Origin of the sequence: Rubrobacter taiwanensis (assembly GCF_004337705.1) — a bacterium.
Lineage (GTDB): Bacteria > Actinomycetota > Rubrobacteria > Rubrobacterales > Rubrobacteraceae > Rubrobacter_C > Rubrobacter_C taiwanensis.
In genome coordinates this window covers 89405-105770 of sequence record NZ_SKBU01000001.1, presented here as the reverse complement: position 1 = coordinate 105770, position 16366 = coordinate 89405, and the positions used below count along the sequence as shown (strand labels likewise).

Annotated in this window: 18 protein-coding genes; 7 read left to right on the top strand and 11 right to left on the bottom strand. The window is 67.3% G+C overall.

Features of this window, described 5'->3' with window-relative positions; all coding sequences use genetic code 11:
- Positions 1 to 34 precede the first annotated feature (34 nt).
- The 7 genes from E0L93_RS00525 to E0L93_RS00495 all read left to right on the top strand — a co-directional run bounded on the left by E0L93_RS00525 (position 35) and on the right by E0L93_RS00495 (position 7214).
- Positions 35 to 1231 (top strand): MFS transporter, encoded by a 1197-nt coding sequence (locus E0L93_RS00525; RefSeq protein WP_132687189.1) that lies wholly within the window; start codon positions 35 to 37, stop codon positions 1229 to 1231.
- Between the two features lie 97 nt (positions 1232 to 1328).
- On the top strand, positions 1329 to 2657 hold the full coding sequence (locus E0L93_RS00520) for an HD-GYP domain-containing protein (protein WP_132687187.1): 1329 nt from the start codon (positions 1329 to 1331) through the stop codon (positions 2655 to 2657).
- Positions 2658 to 2667: 10 nt separating this feature from the next.
- On the top strand, positions 2668 to 3180 hold the full coding sequence (locus E0L93_RS00515; RefSeq protein ID WP_165874060.1) for a zinc dependent phospholipase C family protein: 513 nt from the start codon (positions 2668 to 2670) through the stop codon (positions 3178 to 3180).
- 119 nt (positions 3181 to 3299) lie between these two features.
- On the top strand, positions 3300 to 4523 hold the full coding sequence (locus tag E0L93_RS00510) for an ABC transporter substrate-binding protein (protein WP_165874059.1): 1224 nt from the start codon (positions 3300 to 3302) through the stop codon (positions 4521 to 4523).
- 3 nt (positions 4524 to 4526) lie between these two features.
- Complete coding sequence (locus E0L93_RS00505) at positions 4527 to 5381, top strand: ABC transporter permease (RefSeq protein ID WP_207890247.1); 855 nt, start codon at positions 4527 to 4529, stop codon at positions 5379 to 5381.
- A complete protein-coding gene (locus E0L93_RS00500; RefSeq protein WP_132687182.1) occupies positions 5374 to 6189 on the top strand; it encodes an ABC transporter permease in 816 nt (271 codons plus the stop codon). Before E0L93_RS00505 ends, E0L93_RS00500 begins: the two co-directional genes overlap by 8 nt.
- Positions 6186 to 7214 carry an ABC transporter ATP-binding protein gene (locus tag E0L93_RS00495; protein ID WP_132687180.1) on the top strand — a complete coding sequence of 343 codons (1029 nt, stop codon included), beginning with the start codon at positions 6186 to 6188 and terminating at the stop codon, positions 7212 to 7214. The genes E0L93_RS00500 and E0L93_RS00495 overlap by 4 nt, the downstream gene beginning before the upstream one ends.
- Before the next feature lie 302 nt (positions 7215 to 7516).
- On the opposite strand, the gene E0L93_RS00490 is transcribed toward E0L93_RS00495, so the two are convergent.
- The 11 genes from E0L93_RS00490 to E0L93_RS00440 form a co-directional block, all read right to left on the bottom strand.
- A complete protein-coding gene (locus tag E0L93_RS00490) occupies positions 7517 to 7825 on the bottom strand; it encodes an AzlD domain-containing protein (protein WP_207890246.1) in 309 nt (102 codons plus the stop codon).
- On the bottom strand, positions 7822 to 8346 hold the full coding sequence (locus tag E0L93_RS00485) for an AzlC family ABC transporter permease (RefSeq protein WP_207890245.1): 525 nt from the start codon (positions 8344 to 8346) through the stop codon (positions 7822 to 7824). The genes E0L93_RS00490 and E0L93_RS00485 overlap by 4 nt, the downstream gene beginning before the upstream one ends.
- A 283-nt stretch (positions 8347 to 8629) precedes the next feature.
- Positions 8630 to 9184, bottom strand: a complete 555-nt coding sequence (locus E0L93_RS00480) for a CGNR zinc finger domain-containing protein (RefSeq protein ID WP_132687179.1) — start codon at positions 9182 to 9184, stop codon at positions 8630 to 8632.
- A gap of 59 nt (positions 9185 to 9243) precedes the next feature.
- The gene (locus tag E0L93_RS00475; protein WP_132687177.1) at positions 9244 to 9495 is read right to left on the bottom strand and encodes a hypothetical protein; all 252 of its coding nucleotides are present in this window, start codon (positions 9493 to 9495) and stop codon (positions 9244 to 9246) included.
- Between the two features lie 139 nt (positions 9496 to 9634).
- Positions 9635 to 9991: an SRPBCC family protein gene (locus E0L93_RS00470; protein ID WP_132687176.1), complete on the bottom strand. Its 357-nt coding sequence runs from the start codon at positions 9989 to 9991 to the stop codon at positions 9635 to 9637.
- Positions 9992 to 10114: 123 nt separating this feature from the next.
- Positions 10115 to 10627, bottom strand: coding sequence for a universal stress protein (locus tag E0L93_RS00465; protein WP_132687174.1), 513 nt, complete (start codon positions 10625 to 10627; stop codon positions 10115 to 10117).
- Positions 10628 to 10765: 138 nt separating this feature from the next.
- Positions 10766 to 11716 (bottom strand): 2-hydroxyacid dehydrogenase, encoded by a 951-nt coding sequence (locus E0L93_RS00460; protein ID WP_132687172.1) that lies wholly within the window; start codon positions 11714 to 11716, stop codon positions 10766 to 10768.
- A gap of 141 nt (positions 11717 to 11857) precedes the next feature.
- Positions 11858 to 13036 carry an iron-containing alcohol dehydrogenase gene (locus E0L93_RS00455; RefSeq protein WP_132687170.1) on the bottom strand — a complete coding sequence of 393 codons (1179 nt, stop codon included), beginning with the start codon at positions 13034 to 13036 and terminating at the stop codon, positions 11858 to 11860.
- Positions 13033 to 13725, bottom strand: coding sequence for an RraA family protein (locus E0L93_RS00450; RefSeq protein ID WP_132687169.1), 693 nt, complete (start codon positions 13723 to 13725; stop codon positions 13033 to 13035). Before E0L93_RS00450 ends, E0L93_RS00455 begins: the two co-directional genes overlap by 4 nt.
- Positions 13722 to 15248, bottom strand: a complete 1527-nt coding sequence (locus tag E0L93_RS00445) for an aldehyde dehydrogenase family protein (RefSeq protein ID WP_132687167.1) — start codon at positions 15246 to 15248, stop codon at positions 13722 to 13724. The genes E0L93_RS00450 and E0L93_RS00445 overlap by 4 nt, the downstream gene beginning before the upstream one ends.
- Before the next feature lie 13 nt (positions 15249 to 15261).
- Positions 15262 to 16326 carry an Ldh family oxidoreductase gene (locus tag E0L93_RS00440; protein WP_207890244.1) on the bottom strand — a complete coding sequence of 355 codons (1065 nt, stop codon included), beginning with the start codon at positions 16324 to 16326 and terminating at the stop codon, positions 15262 to 15264.
- Positions 16327 to 16366 lie beyond the last annotated feature (40 nt).

The following is a 16366-nucleotide window of genomic DNA, read 5'->3' as shown; positions in this document are numbered from 1 at the left end:
CCTCCGCAAGATAGGTAATTCACCGGGGAGGGAGATGGAACGCCGCAGCGAACCCCTCTTCAGGAACCCGCGCTTCCTGAAGCTCTGGATAGGCCAGTCCTTCTCCTTCTTCGGGGACGCGGTCTCCACGGTGGCCCTCATCATCCTGGTCGCCCAGATCACCGGCAGCGCGGCCAACGTCGGCGGCACCCTGGTGGCGCGCTTCCTCCCCACCCTCCTCGGCCCGGTGGTCGGCGTGCTGGCCGACCGCCTGGAGCGGCGCATCATCCTGGTAACGTGCGACCTGGTGCGGGCGGCGATCATGGTCGCCCTCGTCTTCACCCGCGACATGACCCTGATCTACGCCCTGGTCTTCTGCTCGGGGCTGGCGCGCACCTTCTTCAACCCCACGGTGCGGGCCGCCTTCCCGGGCGTGGTCGGCGGCGGCGACCTGACGCGCGCAAACTCGATAATCAGCGGGACCTTCAGCATCTCGATCATGGCCGGACCGGCCCTGGGCGGATTTCTGGTCGCCACCGTCGGGGTGAACGCGGCCTTCCTGCTGGACGCCGTAGCGTACGTGATCTCGGCCGCCTTTATCTCCCGCATCCCGATGCCCCGCCCCGAGCGCGAGGAGGAGAGCGGCTTCGGTACCGACCTGAAGGAGGGTTTCTCCTACCTCAAGGGCGCCCGCATCCCGCTCGCCATCGTGCTGGGCACCTCGCTGCTGGTGCTCACCATAAACATCACGACACCGGCAGAGGTCTTCCTCGCACAAGACGTCTTCGGTGCTGGAGACACGGGCTACGGCCTGCTGGTCAGCGTCTGGGGAGCGGGCATGATCGCGGGCACCGCCCTCATGGCGCTGCTGGGAGACCGGTCTAACCTGCTGCTCCTCTACTTCGCCGCCTTCTTCGCCTCTGCCGCAGCCATGGGCGCCACCGGACTCTCCCCCACCTTCTTCCTCGCCCTCTGCGCCATAGCGGTGGCCGGGATCTCCAACGGCATAGACAACATCGCCACCGATACCCTGCTGCAGAAGCGCGTCCCGGAGCACTTCCTGGGCCGGATCTTCGCCGTGCGCTTCCTGGGGATAGGAGCCGCCGAGTCGCTGGCGTACTTCTCCGGCGGGCTCGCCGTGGACGCCTTCGGCACCCGCGAGACCTACTACATCTCCGGCCTCACCACCGCGCTGGCGGGCGTTCTGGTGCTCGCGATCGTGTTCGCCGCTCCGAAGCGCTCCATCCCCTAAGAGAAGTTCCCTCCCGCAGCCGGCGCGGGTAAGATACCATCGAGCGGTCTTTTCCGGGAGAGTGAGCGCGATGCACGTCCGCGAGGTCGACTGACAATTGGATATCCCGCAGGCACCCCCGCATCAGGAGCACGCCAGCGGGACCCGCCTTAAGAACCACGCAGCGGTCCTCTCCGCCTTGGCCCTGACGCTCGCCGCTTCCTGGATCTACTGGTACGGTCTCAGGTACGACCCCCGGCTCCTGACCGGCGCGGCAGTCGCCACCGCCCTCCTCATCCCGGGCGCCGCACTCTCCGGCCGGCGCGCCGGTCCCGGCGGAGACGCCGTCATCCTCTCCCTCTCGGTCGTGTTTCTGGGCCCCACCTGGGCCGCTGCCGCTGCAGCGCCTCACGCCGCGCTCGCGGAGAGGGCCGATCCCCTCCGCACCCTCTGCCGGGCGAGCCGGAGCGTAACCGCTGCGCATCTGGCCGGCATGCCGTTCTTCGGCCTCGCTCCAGGCCCCCTGCTCACCTCCTCCCCCGGCTCCGCAGCGGAGGCCGCCCTCGGAGCCGCCACCGCTGCGGCCGTATTCCTGGTCTCGGACGCTGCCATCTCCGGCATCCTGAGCGGCAAGCCCCCGCCCCGGGCGGAGCTGGCGGCGACGCACCTGCTCCCGGGCGCGCTCTGCATCCTCACCGCCGGGCTGACGGTGCCGGTGCTGCTAGGATACGGCCCGGCGGCCGCGGCCGGGGTGCTCGCCGCGGGATACGCCGGGAGCGAGTTGCCGGCGCTGCGCGCCCGCCGGCGGGCCGGGAGAGTCGAGGAACTAGAAGAGCGGGTAAAGTCCCTGGAGGAGTCGCTCATGCTCTCCGGCGCGCTGCTCGGGGGCCTGTTGATGCGCGAGCTCGGCCGCCGGGACGGATATGCGTACCGGCATGCGGCCGCCACGGCGGTCTACGCGCAGGATATCGCGCGAGAGCTGGGGCTGGACGAGGAGCGCATCCGCAGGCTGCGCCTCGCGGCCCTGCTGCACAACATCGGGCTCTCCGGCGCACCGGAAGATCCCCGGAGACACCCGGTGGAGGGAGAGAAGATCCTCTCCGCCGTGCCCGGGTTCCGGGAGATCTCGACCTGGGTCCGCTGGCACCACGAGCGTCCCGACGGCCGGGGCTACCCGGACGGGCTGCGCGGCCCCTGGATCCCGCCGGAAGCCCGCATCATCTCCGTGGCCGAAGCCTACGCCGCAATGGTTTTGGACCGGCCCGGACGTCCCGGGATGAGCTACGAGCAGGCCAGGAGCGAGCTGAATGCCGGGCTGGACACCCGGTTCGACGGAGGTGTGGCGCGGGCCTTCCTCCGTATCCTCGAAACCGAGACCGAAGGGTACCGCCGCGCCTCCACGCCCCGCTTCGCCCCGGAGACCACAGACGAAGACTCCCCGGGGTAAGATTACTGCCGTGCGAACCTACTCTCACGCCATCCTCGCCTGGACTCTCGCCCGGCGCGGCGGCGGGACGGTCTCCGCTGCCGCCGCTCTGGGAGCTGTTCTGCCAGACCTGCCGGCTCTGGTCAAGGCCGCCGCCCTCTGGCCCCGGCGCAGGTCCATGACGCGGCGGGAGTTCTGCGAGCGGCTCTACACCGGGGGAGCATCGGCGAAGCTGGACGCAGCGCTGCACTCTTTCTTCCCGGCCACGCTAGCGCTCGCTCTGAGCCCGGCGCTGAAGCCGCAGACCCGGCGGGTCGTCCGCTCTTTCGCCCTGGGGTGGCTCTCCCACAACGCCTCAGACCTCCTGACCCATGCCGAACACGCCCGCCCGCAGCTCTGGCCGCTCTCGGACTTCCGGTGGCAAAGCCCGGTCTCTTACCGGAGCCCGGAGCATCACGGCACAGCCTTCACCGCCGCAGAGCACGCGGTGCTCCTGGCAGCTTTGGCACGGGCGCTGTCAAGCAGGAGATCTGCCGGAACGTGACGGGCGCCACTGCAGCACCCACCCCCGGCAGCCCGAAGAGCGCTCTGATCCGGGCGCGCTCCGGTCCCGTACATGCATGGTAGTGTATGGAGCTTCCGCACCTCAAAACCGGAGGACAGATGATAAAAACCGGGTTCTTGCCGCTCGTGGCGCTGCTCTTCCTGCTGGCATCCTGCGGCGGGACCGCCGGGGAGGCCTCTAACGGTGAAGGGCGGTCCTGGGAGGAGATCGCAGCCGCGGCCGAGGGCACTACGGTGAACTTCTTCATGTTCGGCGGGGCCGAAGACACGAACGCCTACGTGGACGAGTGGGTCGCGCCCCGGCTGCGGGAGGAGCACGGCATAGAGCTCGTGCGCACCCCGGTAAGCGACACCTCAGACGCCGTGAACAAGCTCCTGAACGAAAAGCAGGCCGGCCGGGAGGAAGGCACCATAGACCTGCTCTGGCTTAACGGTGAGAACTTCTACACCGGTTCGCAAGCGGACCTCTGGTGGGGGCCGTGGGCCGAGGGGCTGCCGAACGCCCGCTACATAGACTGGGAAGACCCCCAGATAAACCTGGACTTCGGATATCCGGTGGACGGCTACGAGGCCCCCTGGAGCCAGGCGCAGTTCGTCATGATCTACGATTCCGAGCGGGTAGAAGATCCGCCCGAGAGCCCGGACGAGCTGCTGGAGTGGGCCAGGCAGAACCCCGGCCGCTTCACCTACCCCGCGCCGCCGGACTTCTTCGGCAACGCCTTCATCCTGCAGCTCTTCTATCAGGTGACGGAGCAGGTAGAGCCCTACCAGGGAGAGTTCGACCGGGAGGTCTTCGAGGAGGAGGCCCCGGAACTCTACGAGTTTTTAAACGAGCTGGAGCCGCACCTGTGGCGCGGCGGTGAGACCTACCCGGCGAGCGGAGCGGCGCTGGACGAGCTGTACCAGAACTGCGAGGTGGACTTCACCGTCAGCTACAACCCCTACTTCGCGCAGCGGCAGGTAGAGCGCGGCATCTTCCCCGAGACGACCCGCACCTACCTCTTCGAGGGCGGGACGCTCAGCAACACCAGCTACGTAGCCATCCCCTTCAACGCCCCGAACAAGGAAGGGGCGCAGGTGGTCGCCAACTTCCTGCAGAGCCCGGAGGCACAGGCCGAGCTCCAGCGGCGCAACGTGGTCGGCGGGCTCACGACCCTGGACGTGGAGCGGCTGCCCGAAGAGCTGCGCGAGGAGTTCGAGATCAAGCCCGGCCCGGCCGCGCTGTCTTTAGAGGAGCTGCAGGCGAACCGGCTCCCCGAGGCCCGGACGGAGTGGCAGCTGGCGCTGCAGGACGGATGGGCCTCCGAGGTGCAGAGGAAGTAGCGGGTGATCGGGGAGCGGACCAGGATAGCGCTGCTTCTGGCCCCGGCCCTGGCCGTCATCCTCGTCCTCTTCGGCGGCGGGCTCTACGCCGCGCTGCTGCAGTCCCTGGGCTACTTCCCGGCCATCGGGATGACGGAGCCCGGCCTGGATGCCTACCGCGCGGTGCTCACCAGCCCCGACTTCCTCAACTCGCTCGCGCTCACGGTCTACGTCGCCGGGGCGTCCACCGCCATCTCCACCGTGCTCGCGGTGCTGTTAGCGCTGGCGCTCCGGAGAGCCCCGGGCCGCATCTCCACGGCGCTCTTCCAGCTCCCGGTAACGGTCCCGCACCTCGTGGCCGCGGTGGGCGTAGCACTGGTGGTCACCCAGACCGGGCTCGGGGCCCGGATTGCGGCCGCTCTGGGGCTCATAGGGGAGCCGGCGGACTTCCCCGCCCTCCTCTACGACCGGTACTCCGCCGGCATCATCCTCACCTACGTCTGGAAGGAGACGCCGTTCATAGCCCTGATCGTGCTCGCCGCGCTCCGGGGAGTGGCCTCCGAGCTGGAGGAGGTCGCCCAAACTTTAGGGGCGAACGCCTGGCAGCGGTTCTGGTACGTGATCTTCCCCGCCATCTACCCGGCGGTCGTCGCGGCGAGCCTGGTGGTATTCGCGTTCACCTTCGGGGCGTTCGAGATCCCCTTCCTCCTCGGACAGGACTACCCGACCATGCTGCCGGTGACTGCCTACCGGGAGTACCGGAGCATAGACCTGAGCGCGCGCCCCGCGGCGATGGCAATAAACGTGATCCTGGCCCTGCTCACCGCCCTCTTCGCCGCGGCCTACCTGAGGCTCAGCCGGGAGCTGCGCCGTGGATAAGAGGAACCGGAGCGCCGGGATAGCGCTGGCCCTTGCGGCCGTTCTGGTGACAACGCCCCTGCTCCCGCTCGCACTCTGGTCGTTCGCCGGGGAGTGGCGCTTCCCGGATCTTCTGCCCGCGTCCTGGTCGCTGCGGGGCTGGGAGGCCCTGCTGGCCCCCGGCAGCCGCTTCACCGAGGCGGTTCTGAACAGCCTCGTCATAGCCGCCGCGGTAACGGCGGCGGCGGTGGTTATAGGGCTGCCGGCGGGGATGGCGCTCGGCACCCACGACTTCCGCCTGAAGGGAGTGGTCATCTTCATCATCCTGCTGCCCATACTGGTCCCGCCCCTGGCCTCTACGATGGGCATACACCTGACCTTCATCCGGCTCGGGCTCGCGGACACCATGTTCGGGGTCTTCCTGGTGCACCTGGTCCCCACCGTCCCCTACACCGCCATAATCCTGACCAGCGTCTTCGCCGAACGCACCGGCGAACTCGAAGAGGCGGCCCGGACCCTGGGAGCCGGTCCCTGGCAGGCGTTCTGGCACGTCACGCTGCCGCAGGTGGCCCCGGGCGTGGCGGTCGCCGGGCTGTTCGCGTTCCTGATCTCCTGGAGCCAGTACATCCTGACGGTGCTCATCGGGGGCGGCACGGTCATCACGCTGCCGATGCTGCTCTTCTCGGCGGCCTCCGGGACCGACCCCGTAATCACCTCCACCCTCGCGGTCGTCTTCGCCCTCCCCGCCGTAGTGGCGCTCCTGCTCGCGCTCCGCTATCTTAACCCCGGAAACGAGCGGGGCTTCCTGGGAGTGGGCAAGGTGTCGTGAGCACGCGGCTGGAACTGCGGGACATATCTCACCGCTACCGCACCGGGGAGCGGGCGGTCTCCCACCTCACCCTGACCGCCGGGCCGGGCGAGCTCGTGGCCCTGCTCGGCCCCTCCGGCTGCGGCAAGACGACGGTGCTGAAGATAATCGCCGGGCTCCTGCGCCCCACCGCAGGCGCGGTACTCGCGGACGGGAACGACATGACAGGGGTCCCGCCGGAGCGCCGCCGGGTGGCGATGGTCTTCCAGAAGCCGCTGCTCTTCCCACACCTGAGCGTCGCGGCCAACGTCGGCTTCGGGCTCAGGATGCGCGGCATGGGGCGCCGGGAGACCGGCCGCCGCGTGGAGCAGGCGCTGCGGCAGGTGCGGATGGAAGGCTTCGCCGACCGCCGCCCCGAAGAGCTCTCCGGCGGCCAGCAGCAGCGGGTCGCGCTGGCGCGGGCGCTCGTGACCGAGCCCCGCCTTCTGCTGCTGGACGAGCCTTTCTCCGCGCTGGACGCCAACCTGCGCGAGGAGATGCGGGAGCTCACCAAGCACCTGCACGCAACAGGAGACTTCACCACGCTGCTCGTCACCCACGATCAGGGAGAGGCCGTGTCTCTGGCTGAGAGGATAGCGCTCCTCCTCGATGGGAGGCTCCAGATGTACGACACCCCGGAGGCCTTCTACAACCGGCCCGTGAACCGCCGGGTCGCCGAGTTCTTCGGCGCAACCAACTTCTTGGAGGGCAGGATCTCAGACGGCGCGGCCGAGACCCCGCTCGGCCGCCTGAAGCTCGCCGCGCCGGTACCGCCTGGCAGCGCCACCCTGACCATCCGGCCCGAGGCCGTGCGGCTGGAGGCCGGCGAAAACTCGTTCCCGGCACGCATCCTGAGCGCTGCTTATCTGGGCACCCAGGTTCTGTACACGCTCGAAGCCGGGAGCGTCCGGCTGCGGGCCGCCGTCCCGCCCCACGTGAAGCTGGGCGTCGGGCAGAGGGTCTCTGCCCGCCTGCCCGCCGAATCCCTGTGGGCGTTCAGTGAATAGGTTTCAGGCTTCAGGTTTCAAGCTTCAGCGAGGACCCCATCCCCGGGCTGAACAGCCGGAGCTACGCCCGGTAGCGTAGCTATACTGGTCTGCATGAAACCGATACTCAAGGATTTCCCGGAGGGCTTCAAGACGCAGCGGTTGCTGGTGAGATCGCCGCTGCCCGGCGACGGCCGAGAGCTAAACGCCGCCGTCAGGGAGTACCGGAAGCTGAAAGAAGAGAACCCGAAAGGCTACCGGATCTCGCTCGTGGAGGAGATCTACCGGCAGTCCACCAGGCGGCAATGCCCGCAGAGAGAAGCTCAGACGAAGGCCCGAGTCAGTGCGGTAGCGACGGCAGCGAGGGCGATTGCGATCAGCACCGGTGCCCGCAACGCGAGCGCGAGTCCGGCGACCGCCACTCCGATGGCCCTCTCGTCGAGCACCAGGTGCTGTTCTTCGCCGAAGGTCTCGGTGACAACCAGGGCTGCCAGCAGCGCCGGCGCCAGCAAAGCTATAACCGAGACCGCGCGCGGGGGCAGCTCCTGGCCCCCAACTATCACCGGGCCCGCGGCCTTTATGGCGGCGTTAGCCAAAGCGACGGCGATGATGGCGACCCACAGCGCCGTCACGACGACCCCTTCAGGCCCAGGAGCGCCGCCGCGCAAGCGGCGATGACCGGCACGCCGGGGGGCGCGAACGGCACGAGGGCTAGTGCCAGTACCACCGCGAGGAGCGCCACCGCCCTCGCCCGCGCGCTGCGGAGCTCACCCGCGAGCAGAGCGAGGAAGAAGGCGGGGAAGATGACGTCCAGACCCAGCTTCCCGGCGTCCCCGATGAAGTTGCCTCCCAGCACGCCGACGGCCGTACCGCCGATCCACGCGGCCAGCTGCGGGACCGTGGCGCCCAGCATGAACTCGCGATCGAAACGCCCACCGCCCCGGCTGGCCAGCGCCCAAGAGGCATCCACCACGGCCTGTCCCTCGAGAGCCCGCCGGAGAGGCCCGCCCTTGAGGTACGGAGCGATGGCCACTCCCATAGGCCCGAAGCGAGCGTTGAGCAGTACGGCGGCGATGATCGCCGCGAGCGCTCCACCCCCACCTCCCAAGACGGCAGCGACCGCGAACTGGGCCGAGCCGGAGAACGTGATCACCGAAAAGACGATCGGGACGGCGGTCCCCCCACCCTAAAGAGCGGGCGAGCACTCCGAAGGAGACGCCGAGCACGAAAGTGGCGAAGGCGAAAGGCATTGCCGCCCGAGCCCCGGCGAGGTACGATTCGGAGCCGGTCTCCCACTCCTCTCCTCCGGATCGCCGCAGGTCTTCGCGTCCGCTGGAGTTGTCAGTCATGTGATCTCTTCTCCCGGATCGGTGCTTGCCGGCATGATGACGCCCGGTGAAGCCAGTGCATCCACCGGAAGCTTATTCGCCGGCGGATTATCCTTTGCCAGAAGCCTGACGTTGCCTGAAAGCGCGGGCCTTCATGCGGTTCCCGCAGACCTCCATCGTGCACCATTTGCCGGAGCGGTTCTTGGAACGGTCGTAAAAGGCCCACCGGCAGGCATCATTGGGACAGACCTTCAACCTGCCCCAGCCTCCTTCCTCCGTGGCCCGCACCACGGCGGCGAGGATACGACCGAGAGCTGCGGACACACCAGACGATTGGGGCTTGAGTGTTGCCCTGCCGCCGTCATCGAAACAGACCGTAAGACACACGCTTCCGGTTACACGATTAAGCTCCCGGATGCGCTCCGGTTCGATCTCTTTGCCGTTGTTGGCCAGCAGCAGGGAGCGTATCCCCTCTCGCAATGCGAGCGCGCGCTCCAGGTCTTCCTGATCCGCGGTAGCTTCACCGCCGAGCAGACCCATGCCGGCAAACCAGGCGACCAGGGAGTCGGGGCTGTCGAACTCTTCGCTCCCTTCTTCTATGTCCCGGGTGTTTACGAACCGGCGAACCAACTCCAGCTCGCCGGGGGCCTTATTCCTTTGCACAGCGCCTATCTCCTCCTCCTAGTGTGTAGATGCACGACTTTATACGACCGCTCTAGCCTTCAGCTCTTCGCAGCTGGCCTCGCCTCATACTCCGGAACCCTTCGCAGATGCAGGGTCCATCCCCCAAGTCTTACCCGCCACTCCCTGCCGGCTCCCCTCCGCCCGCGGCGGATCTCCCTCGCCAGCCGGGCGTTCTCCACCGCCCCGAGCACATCCTCGCGGTGCTGGCGCCATACCTCGAGCCCGGCCAAGTATTCGTGCACCTTGTCCTCCTCACTCTCCGGAGGGCCGTAGCCCTCTCTTCTAACCATCTTAAATAATATACTGGTTATGGTAACCGGTCAATACTTTTTATTAGTTATTTTTGGCTGTGCATCTTCTTGACGAGTCGGCGTCCCCTCTATTCACCCAAGTACCTGGTATGCTACTCTTGGAAATTATGCAGCTACGCTAGCAGTCGCCGATCTCGCGCAGCCGGCGCTTGGGCTCCACGTCCGTGTAGAGGCAGTGGATATGGAACGGCGGAGCGAGGCGGGCGACCTCCGGCGCCTGGTGCACTCGGAAGGAGACGGCGCTGCCCGCCTGAAGCCGGTCTCCTCCGCCATCGTCCACCGGCTCCATGGGAGGCCACCATTGCCGCACCGCGCTTCGCGAGGTCATGGCTTCGTATACGACGGGCAGGGGAGCGGGAATAGACCATTCGGTGCGCCAGTCGTAGGTCTTTACCACGCGGGCTCCCAGGAGCATCCCCGCTGCGGCCCCGACGGTGACCGCAACACCCAGGCGCGCAAGCTCTGGCGGCGACACGGGCGAAATCCCCCTTGCTACTCACAACCCTCGTCTCCTTGTGGCATTATGCCCCCGGCAAAGCCCGGCGCATCGCCCAAATGAGTGGTTTCGCCGCCGGCCTTCTCCGGTGCCGAACGGGGTTTACCTGGAGCTTTCGGCCCGCTCTGAGGGCTCCTTCCGCCAGAAATGTCCGCGGCTACCGGCATCCTTCTCGGGGCGTATGATCAGGACGGGACAGTGGGCGTGGCGGACCACAGAATCAGAGACGCTGCCCATGAGCGCCCGCCTTATCCCTCCGAGTCCCCGGCTTCCCATAACTATCAGGCCGGCACCGATCTCCTCCGCCACGGCGACGATCTTCTCGTCCGGTCGCCCCATTCTGAAGTGGGTGCCCGCGACGGTTCCTCCGATCTCCTCAACCTTCCTTACTTGCTCGTCGAGCAACCGTTGGCCCTCCTGCTTGACCTCCTCGTGCGATTCTTCGATGGTGAAGCCCATGGCGTCGTACTCGAAGGCCTCTCGGGTGCGCAAGACGAAGACCACGTGCAGCTCCGAGCCGGTCTTCCCGGCCAGGTCAACGGCGGTCGCCGCGGCAAGCTCGGCGTCCCTGGAACCGTCGGTGGCCAGCAGGATCTTCGTCGGAAAGATGCTCACTTCTCCTGTCCTTTCCCGTTCTCAGCAACCCAATTATATCTTATGTTACTAAGCTGAATGCTCCGGTGGAGCAACGAGACTCTGCCCCTGCCGAGTTGAGAGCCAATCTCTCTTCACCGCTCATCCACCTCCCCTTCCCTAACGGACGGGGTTGGGCGGTCGCTCGCCCGCCAGCACGGCCCGCAGGTTCTCCGCCGCCATACGCGCCATCTTGTCCCGGGTCTCGAACGAGGCGCTGCCGATATGCGGCACCAGCACCACATTCTCCAGCTCTAGCAGCCCGGGGTGCACTTTCGGCTCCTCCTCGTATACGTCCAGCCCGGCGGCGAAGATATGCCTATCGGCGAGTGCCTTTGCGAGAGCCGCCTCGTCTACCACCGGGCCGCGGGAGGTGTTCACCAGCACGGCGGTAGACTTCATCAGCTTGAGTTCGCGCTCTCCGATGAGGTGGTGCGTCTCCGGGGTAAGCGGGGTGTGGATAGAGATGAAGTCGCTGTGGATCAGGAGCTGGTCCAGATCCAGCCTGATCGCCCCGAACTCCTTCTCGGCGTGCGGCTTGGCGGAGCGGCTGTGGTAGAGGATACGCATCCCGAAGCCCCGCGCCCTGCGGGCGACGGCCCGCCCGATCCTGCCCATCCCGATGATACCGAGCCGCTTGCCCCACACGTCCGGCCCCAGGAGCATCTTCGGTCCCCACGCCTTCCACCTGCCACCTCTTACTATCCTCTCCGCCTCCCCCAGCCTGCGGGCCGCCGCCAGAAGCAGCATGAAGGTGGTGTCAGCCGTGGTCTCGTCCAGCACGCCGGGAGTGTTCGTGACCACCACCCCGCGCCTCCCGGCGGCTTCGAGGTCTATGTTGTCGTAGCCGACGGCCATGTTGGCAACGACCTTCAGGTTATCCCCGGCCGCCTCGAAGAACTCCTCGTCTATCTGTTCGGTGAGGGTACAGAGGACGCCGCTCGCTCCCTCTGCGGCCCCGAGCAGCTCCTCTCTTGCGGGAGGCTCCTCAGAGAGGACGGTCGTCTCGAACTCCTGCAGCAGCTCCATCCCGGCGTCCGGGATCTCGCGGGTGACCAGAATCTTCTTCATTCACCCCTCCGTTTCAGCTTTGAGCCGGCTGGAAAGGACCGGGGCGGTATGCCCCGCCACCGGAATGAGATCATGCGCAAGGTTGCGGGGACCAGGCACCCATGGCGCCGCTTACACTAAAGCATCTCAGGCCGTGCGGGTCTAGACGGCAACCGGAGCCTCCATTGACCTGCGCATGATCTCTATTAGATCCTCGACCGTCGGTTTGCGCGGATTGACCGGTATGTTGCCGGTCTTTATCCCGGCCTCCGCCAAGCCGCGCAGGTGCTCCTCGCGGACGCCATAGCGGGCCAGCCCGTCGGAGATGCCTATGTCCTCGTACACTTTCAGGATCGCCTCTACGGACAGCTCCGCGGCGTCGCGGACCGGCATTCCCTCCGTCCTCTCGCCGAAAATCGCGGCTATCCGGACGAACTTTTCGAGGTTGCCGACCAGATTGAACCGCATGACCTCGGGTAGCAGTATGGCTATTATCGTGCTGTGAGGTATCTTGTACCCGGCCCCGAGCGGCATGGCCAGGGCGTGGGCGATGCCCAGCCGGGTGGAGTTGAAGGCCATCCCCGCAATCAGGCTGGCGAGCAGCATGTCCGACCGGGCCTCCAGGTTCTCCCCGTCGACGACCGCCAGGCGCAGGGACTTCGCGACCAGCTGCATGGCCTGCAGCGAGAGCGCCTCCGAGACGGGCTGCGTGGCCTTGTTCACGTACGACTCCAGGGCGTGGGCCAGCGCGTCGATGCCGGAGGCCGCCGTGATGTGCGGCGGCAGGGTCACGGTCAGCTCCGGATCGCAGAGGGCGAGGCTGGCCGTCATGTACCGGCTGCCGACGCCGTACTTTTTCTTCTTGTCCTTCTCCGCGATCACGGACCAGACGGTCACCTCGCTGCCGGTCCCGGCCGTGGTCGGCATGGCTATGACCGGCGCGCCCGGCTCGGGAATGAGGTCCTGCCCGGCGTAGTCGCGAATGTGGCCCTCGTTGCGCAGCATGACGGCGATGGCCTTGGCCGTGTCCAGCGTGCTGCCCCCGCCCACCCCGACGACGACCTCGCACCCCTCGGAGCGGGCGAGCTCCAGGCCGGCTTCGACCCCCCGGGCGTCGGGCTCGGGCTCGATGTCCCGGAAGACCACCCGGGATACGCCCCCCTCGTCCAGAGGAGTGGTCACCTTGTTGAGAACAGCCTCAGGGAGGCCGGGATCGGCGGCCAGGAGGACGCGGTCCGCGCCGTACTCCTTTACGCGGTCCGCGAGGTTGGCGGCCGCCCCGATACCGAACTCGATGCGTGAAGGTAGCTCCCAGGCGAAGATGCGGTGATGGTAGCTCATGCCCGACCTCCGGGACCTACCCACTGGCATCCCCGCTGCTCCAGTGTCCGGTCCACCCAGCCGCGGTCCAGGCTTCCCGCGGAGATCTGGCGCATCGTCTCCTCCTCTTTGGCGTTCGTCTCGCGCACCCGCTGCGCCAGCTCCTCCGCGACCTCCTGCGGGACGAAGACTATGCCGTCGCTGTCCCCGACCACGATGTCTCCGGGGTTCACGATCGCGCCGCCTACGACGGCGGGGACGTTGATCTCCCCCGGACCGTCTTTGTACGGTCCCCGGTGGGACGAGCCCCGGGCGAAGCAGGGGAACCGGGCCTCGGCGAACGCGTCCGTGTCCCGGATGGCCCCGTCCACCACGATGCCCGCCGCGCCCCTCCCGATGGCCATCTGCATGATGATCTCGCCCAGGATGGCGTTGGTGGTCTCCCCGCCGGCGTCGATGACGAGCGCGTCGCCGGGCTCGAGCATGTCCAGCGCCTTGTGGACGAGCAGGTTGTCCCCCGGCCGCGTCCTCACGGTGAACGCCGACCCGAGCAACTGCTCCGGGCCGTGCATGGCCCGGATCTCGCCGCTCACGCCGTTGAGGCGGTTCATGTTGTCGCTGATGTTCGGCGTCGGCAACCCGCGGAAGAGCTCTACTAACTTTTCCGGCGCACGCGTGGGCGGGAAGATTCTGAACCCGAGGTTGTTCATGCCGGATCTTCCTCCGCGACCATCCGGTTAGCCGGCGGCAGGTCGTCCTCGTCGTAGCCGTGCTGGTGGTAGACGACCTTCAGGTTGGTGTAGAAGTCCTTATTCGTCGAGCCGATGCCGTAGGCTCCCCGACCGGACTGCTTCACGCCTCCGAACGGCATGTGCGGCTCGCTGATAGTCCCGTTGTTGACGTGCACCATGCCGGCCTCGGAGCTCTTCACGTAGGCCCGCGCCCAGTCCATGTCGTCGGTGAAGATGGCGGAGGTGAGGCCGTAGCGGACCTCGTTGTTCACCTCCAGAGCCTCCCCGAAGCTCTCCACAGGGATCACCACGAGCACCGGGCCGAAGATCTCGTCCAGCGCGGCGGGCGTCCCCGGCTTGACGTCGGTGAGGATCGTCGGCTCCAGGTAGTAGCCTCTGTCCAGATCGTCGCCTTCTATCCGGTTGCCCCCGGTGAGGAGCCGGGCCCCGTCCTGCTGCGCCCGGTCGATGTAGTGCATGGACCGCTCGAACTGGGAGCGGTTGACGAGCGGGCCCATGGTCGTCTCCTCGTCGAGCCCGTAGCCGACCTTGAGCTTCCCGGCCTCTTCGACGAGCGCCGCCTCCAGCTCCTCCTTGTGCTCCTCCAGCACGATCACCCGGCTGATGGAGGTGCAGCGCTGGCCCGTGGCCGCGTAGGCTGCGGGCACGATCTGCGCCGCGGCGCTCTTCAGGTCGTTGCAGCCCGCGACGACCGCGGCGTTCTTGCCGCCCATCTCCAGCTGTATCTTGGCGTTGTTCCTGGTCGTCTTCTCGTAGATGCCGAGGCCCACGTCGGTAGAGCCGGTGAACGTTATACCGCTCACCAGGGGGTGGGTGACGAGCGCGTCGCCGACCTCCCCGCCCCGCCCGATGACCAGGTTGGCAGCCCCGGCCGGGAGGCCGGCCTCCTGGAGCATCTCGAAGATGAGGGCCGAGGTCAGCGGCGACTGCGAGGCGGGCTTGAGCACCACGGTGCAGCCGTAGACGAGGGCCGGGATCACCTTCCGCAGCGGCGAGAGCACCGGGAAGTTCCAGGGGGTTATGGCGGCCACGACCCCGATCGGCTCGCGCTCCGTGTAGGCGAAGACCTTCGGCCGCCCGCTGGGCAGCGTCTGGCCGTCGATGCGCAACGCCTCACCGGCGACGAACCGCATCTCGCCGGGAGCCCGGTCCACCTCGTTGCGGGCCTCGATGATGGCTTTGCCCATCTCCAGGACCATCACCTCGGCCAGCTCGTCCCGGCGCCGCTTCCAGACCTCCATCAGCCCGTAGATGTACTCCATCCGCTCCGGGGCCGGGACCTGCTTCCACTCCCGGAACGCCGCGTGGGCCGCCTGTACGGCCCGGTCGACGTCCTCGGCGGTAGAGACCGGCACGCGAGCGATGGCCTCGTCGGTCCTCCCCGCGTTGGCCAGCTCGTAGGTCTCGCCGCTGCTCGCGGCGACCCACTCTCCGCCTATGTAGTTCCGGTACTCCTTCAGAGCTTGCTTCGTCTCTGACACGATATGTCCTCCTCTAGCTCTCGTGTACGAAGTCTTCCAGCTCGACGCCGCAGAGCAGGCCCACCTCTCTCAGCTCCGCGACCGTCTCCGCTCCGAGCGGTATCCCGGAGGCGAGGCGCTGCTGCTCTATGCGGTGCTCGATCTCCCCGGGGACGAAGATCTCCTCCACGCCCCGCGCCCGGCGCACGGCCTTGATCTCGTCGATCATCCGGTCTATCCGGCCCTTGAACTCCTCGACCGGCATGAAGCGCTCCACGTCGAGCAGGTGAAAGAACGCTCCCACGTTCTGCGAGTCCTCGAAGTCCTCGTAGAGATTCCTGACGCGCGGGCCGAACCCGGCCCCGGTGAGCACCCCGGACATGATGTCGATCATAAGGGAGATCGCATATCCTTTCGGCCCGCCGAAGGGCAGCACGCACCCCTCCAGAGCGGCCTGGGCATCGGTGGTAGGCCGACCTTCCTTATCTATTGCCCACCCTTCGGGTATCAACTCGCCCTTCTTGGCCGCCAGGATGATCTTGCCCCGCGCCACGACGCTGGTCGCCATGTCGAAGATGATCGGCTCGTGCCGGCCCGCAGGCACGCCGTAGGCGTAGGGGTTGGTGCCCACGTAGGGCTCGACGCCTCCCCACGGAGCCATGCTCGGCGGCGCGTTGGAGTAGGCGAAGGAGATCACGTCCGCCTCGACCGCCCGCTGCACGTAGTACGCCCCCGTCCCGAAGTGGTTGGAGTGCTTTACCCCCACAGAGACCCCGCCGCCCCGCCGGACCTTCTCCAATCCCAGCTCCAGCGCCCGCAAGCCCACGACCTGTCCCGGGCCGTTGTCCCCGTCGACGAGCAGCGTCGCCGGGCTCTCCTGGACGACCCGCACCTCCGGGTTGGGGTTGACCAGACCCATCTTCAACCGCTTCACGTAGATGCCGAGCCGGGTAACGCCGTGCGAGTCCACCCCGCGCAGGTTGGCCTTTACCAGGCTGTCGGAGACGACGCGAGCATTCTCCCGCAACATGCCGCAAGCCTCCAGACACTCTTCCGAGAAGCTGCGCAAGCTCTCCGGCCGGACGGTGTTACCCTCCACTCTCCTCCTTACCTCCGCGGAAACGGGCCAACACCCCCGG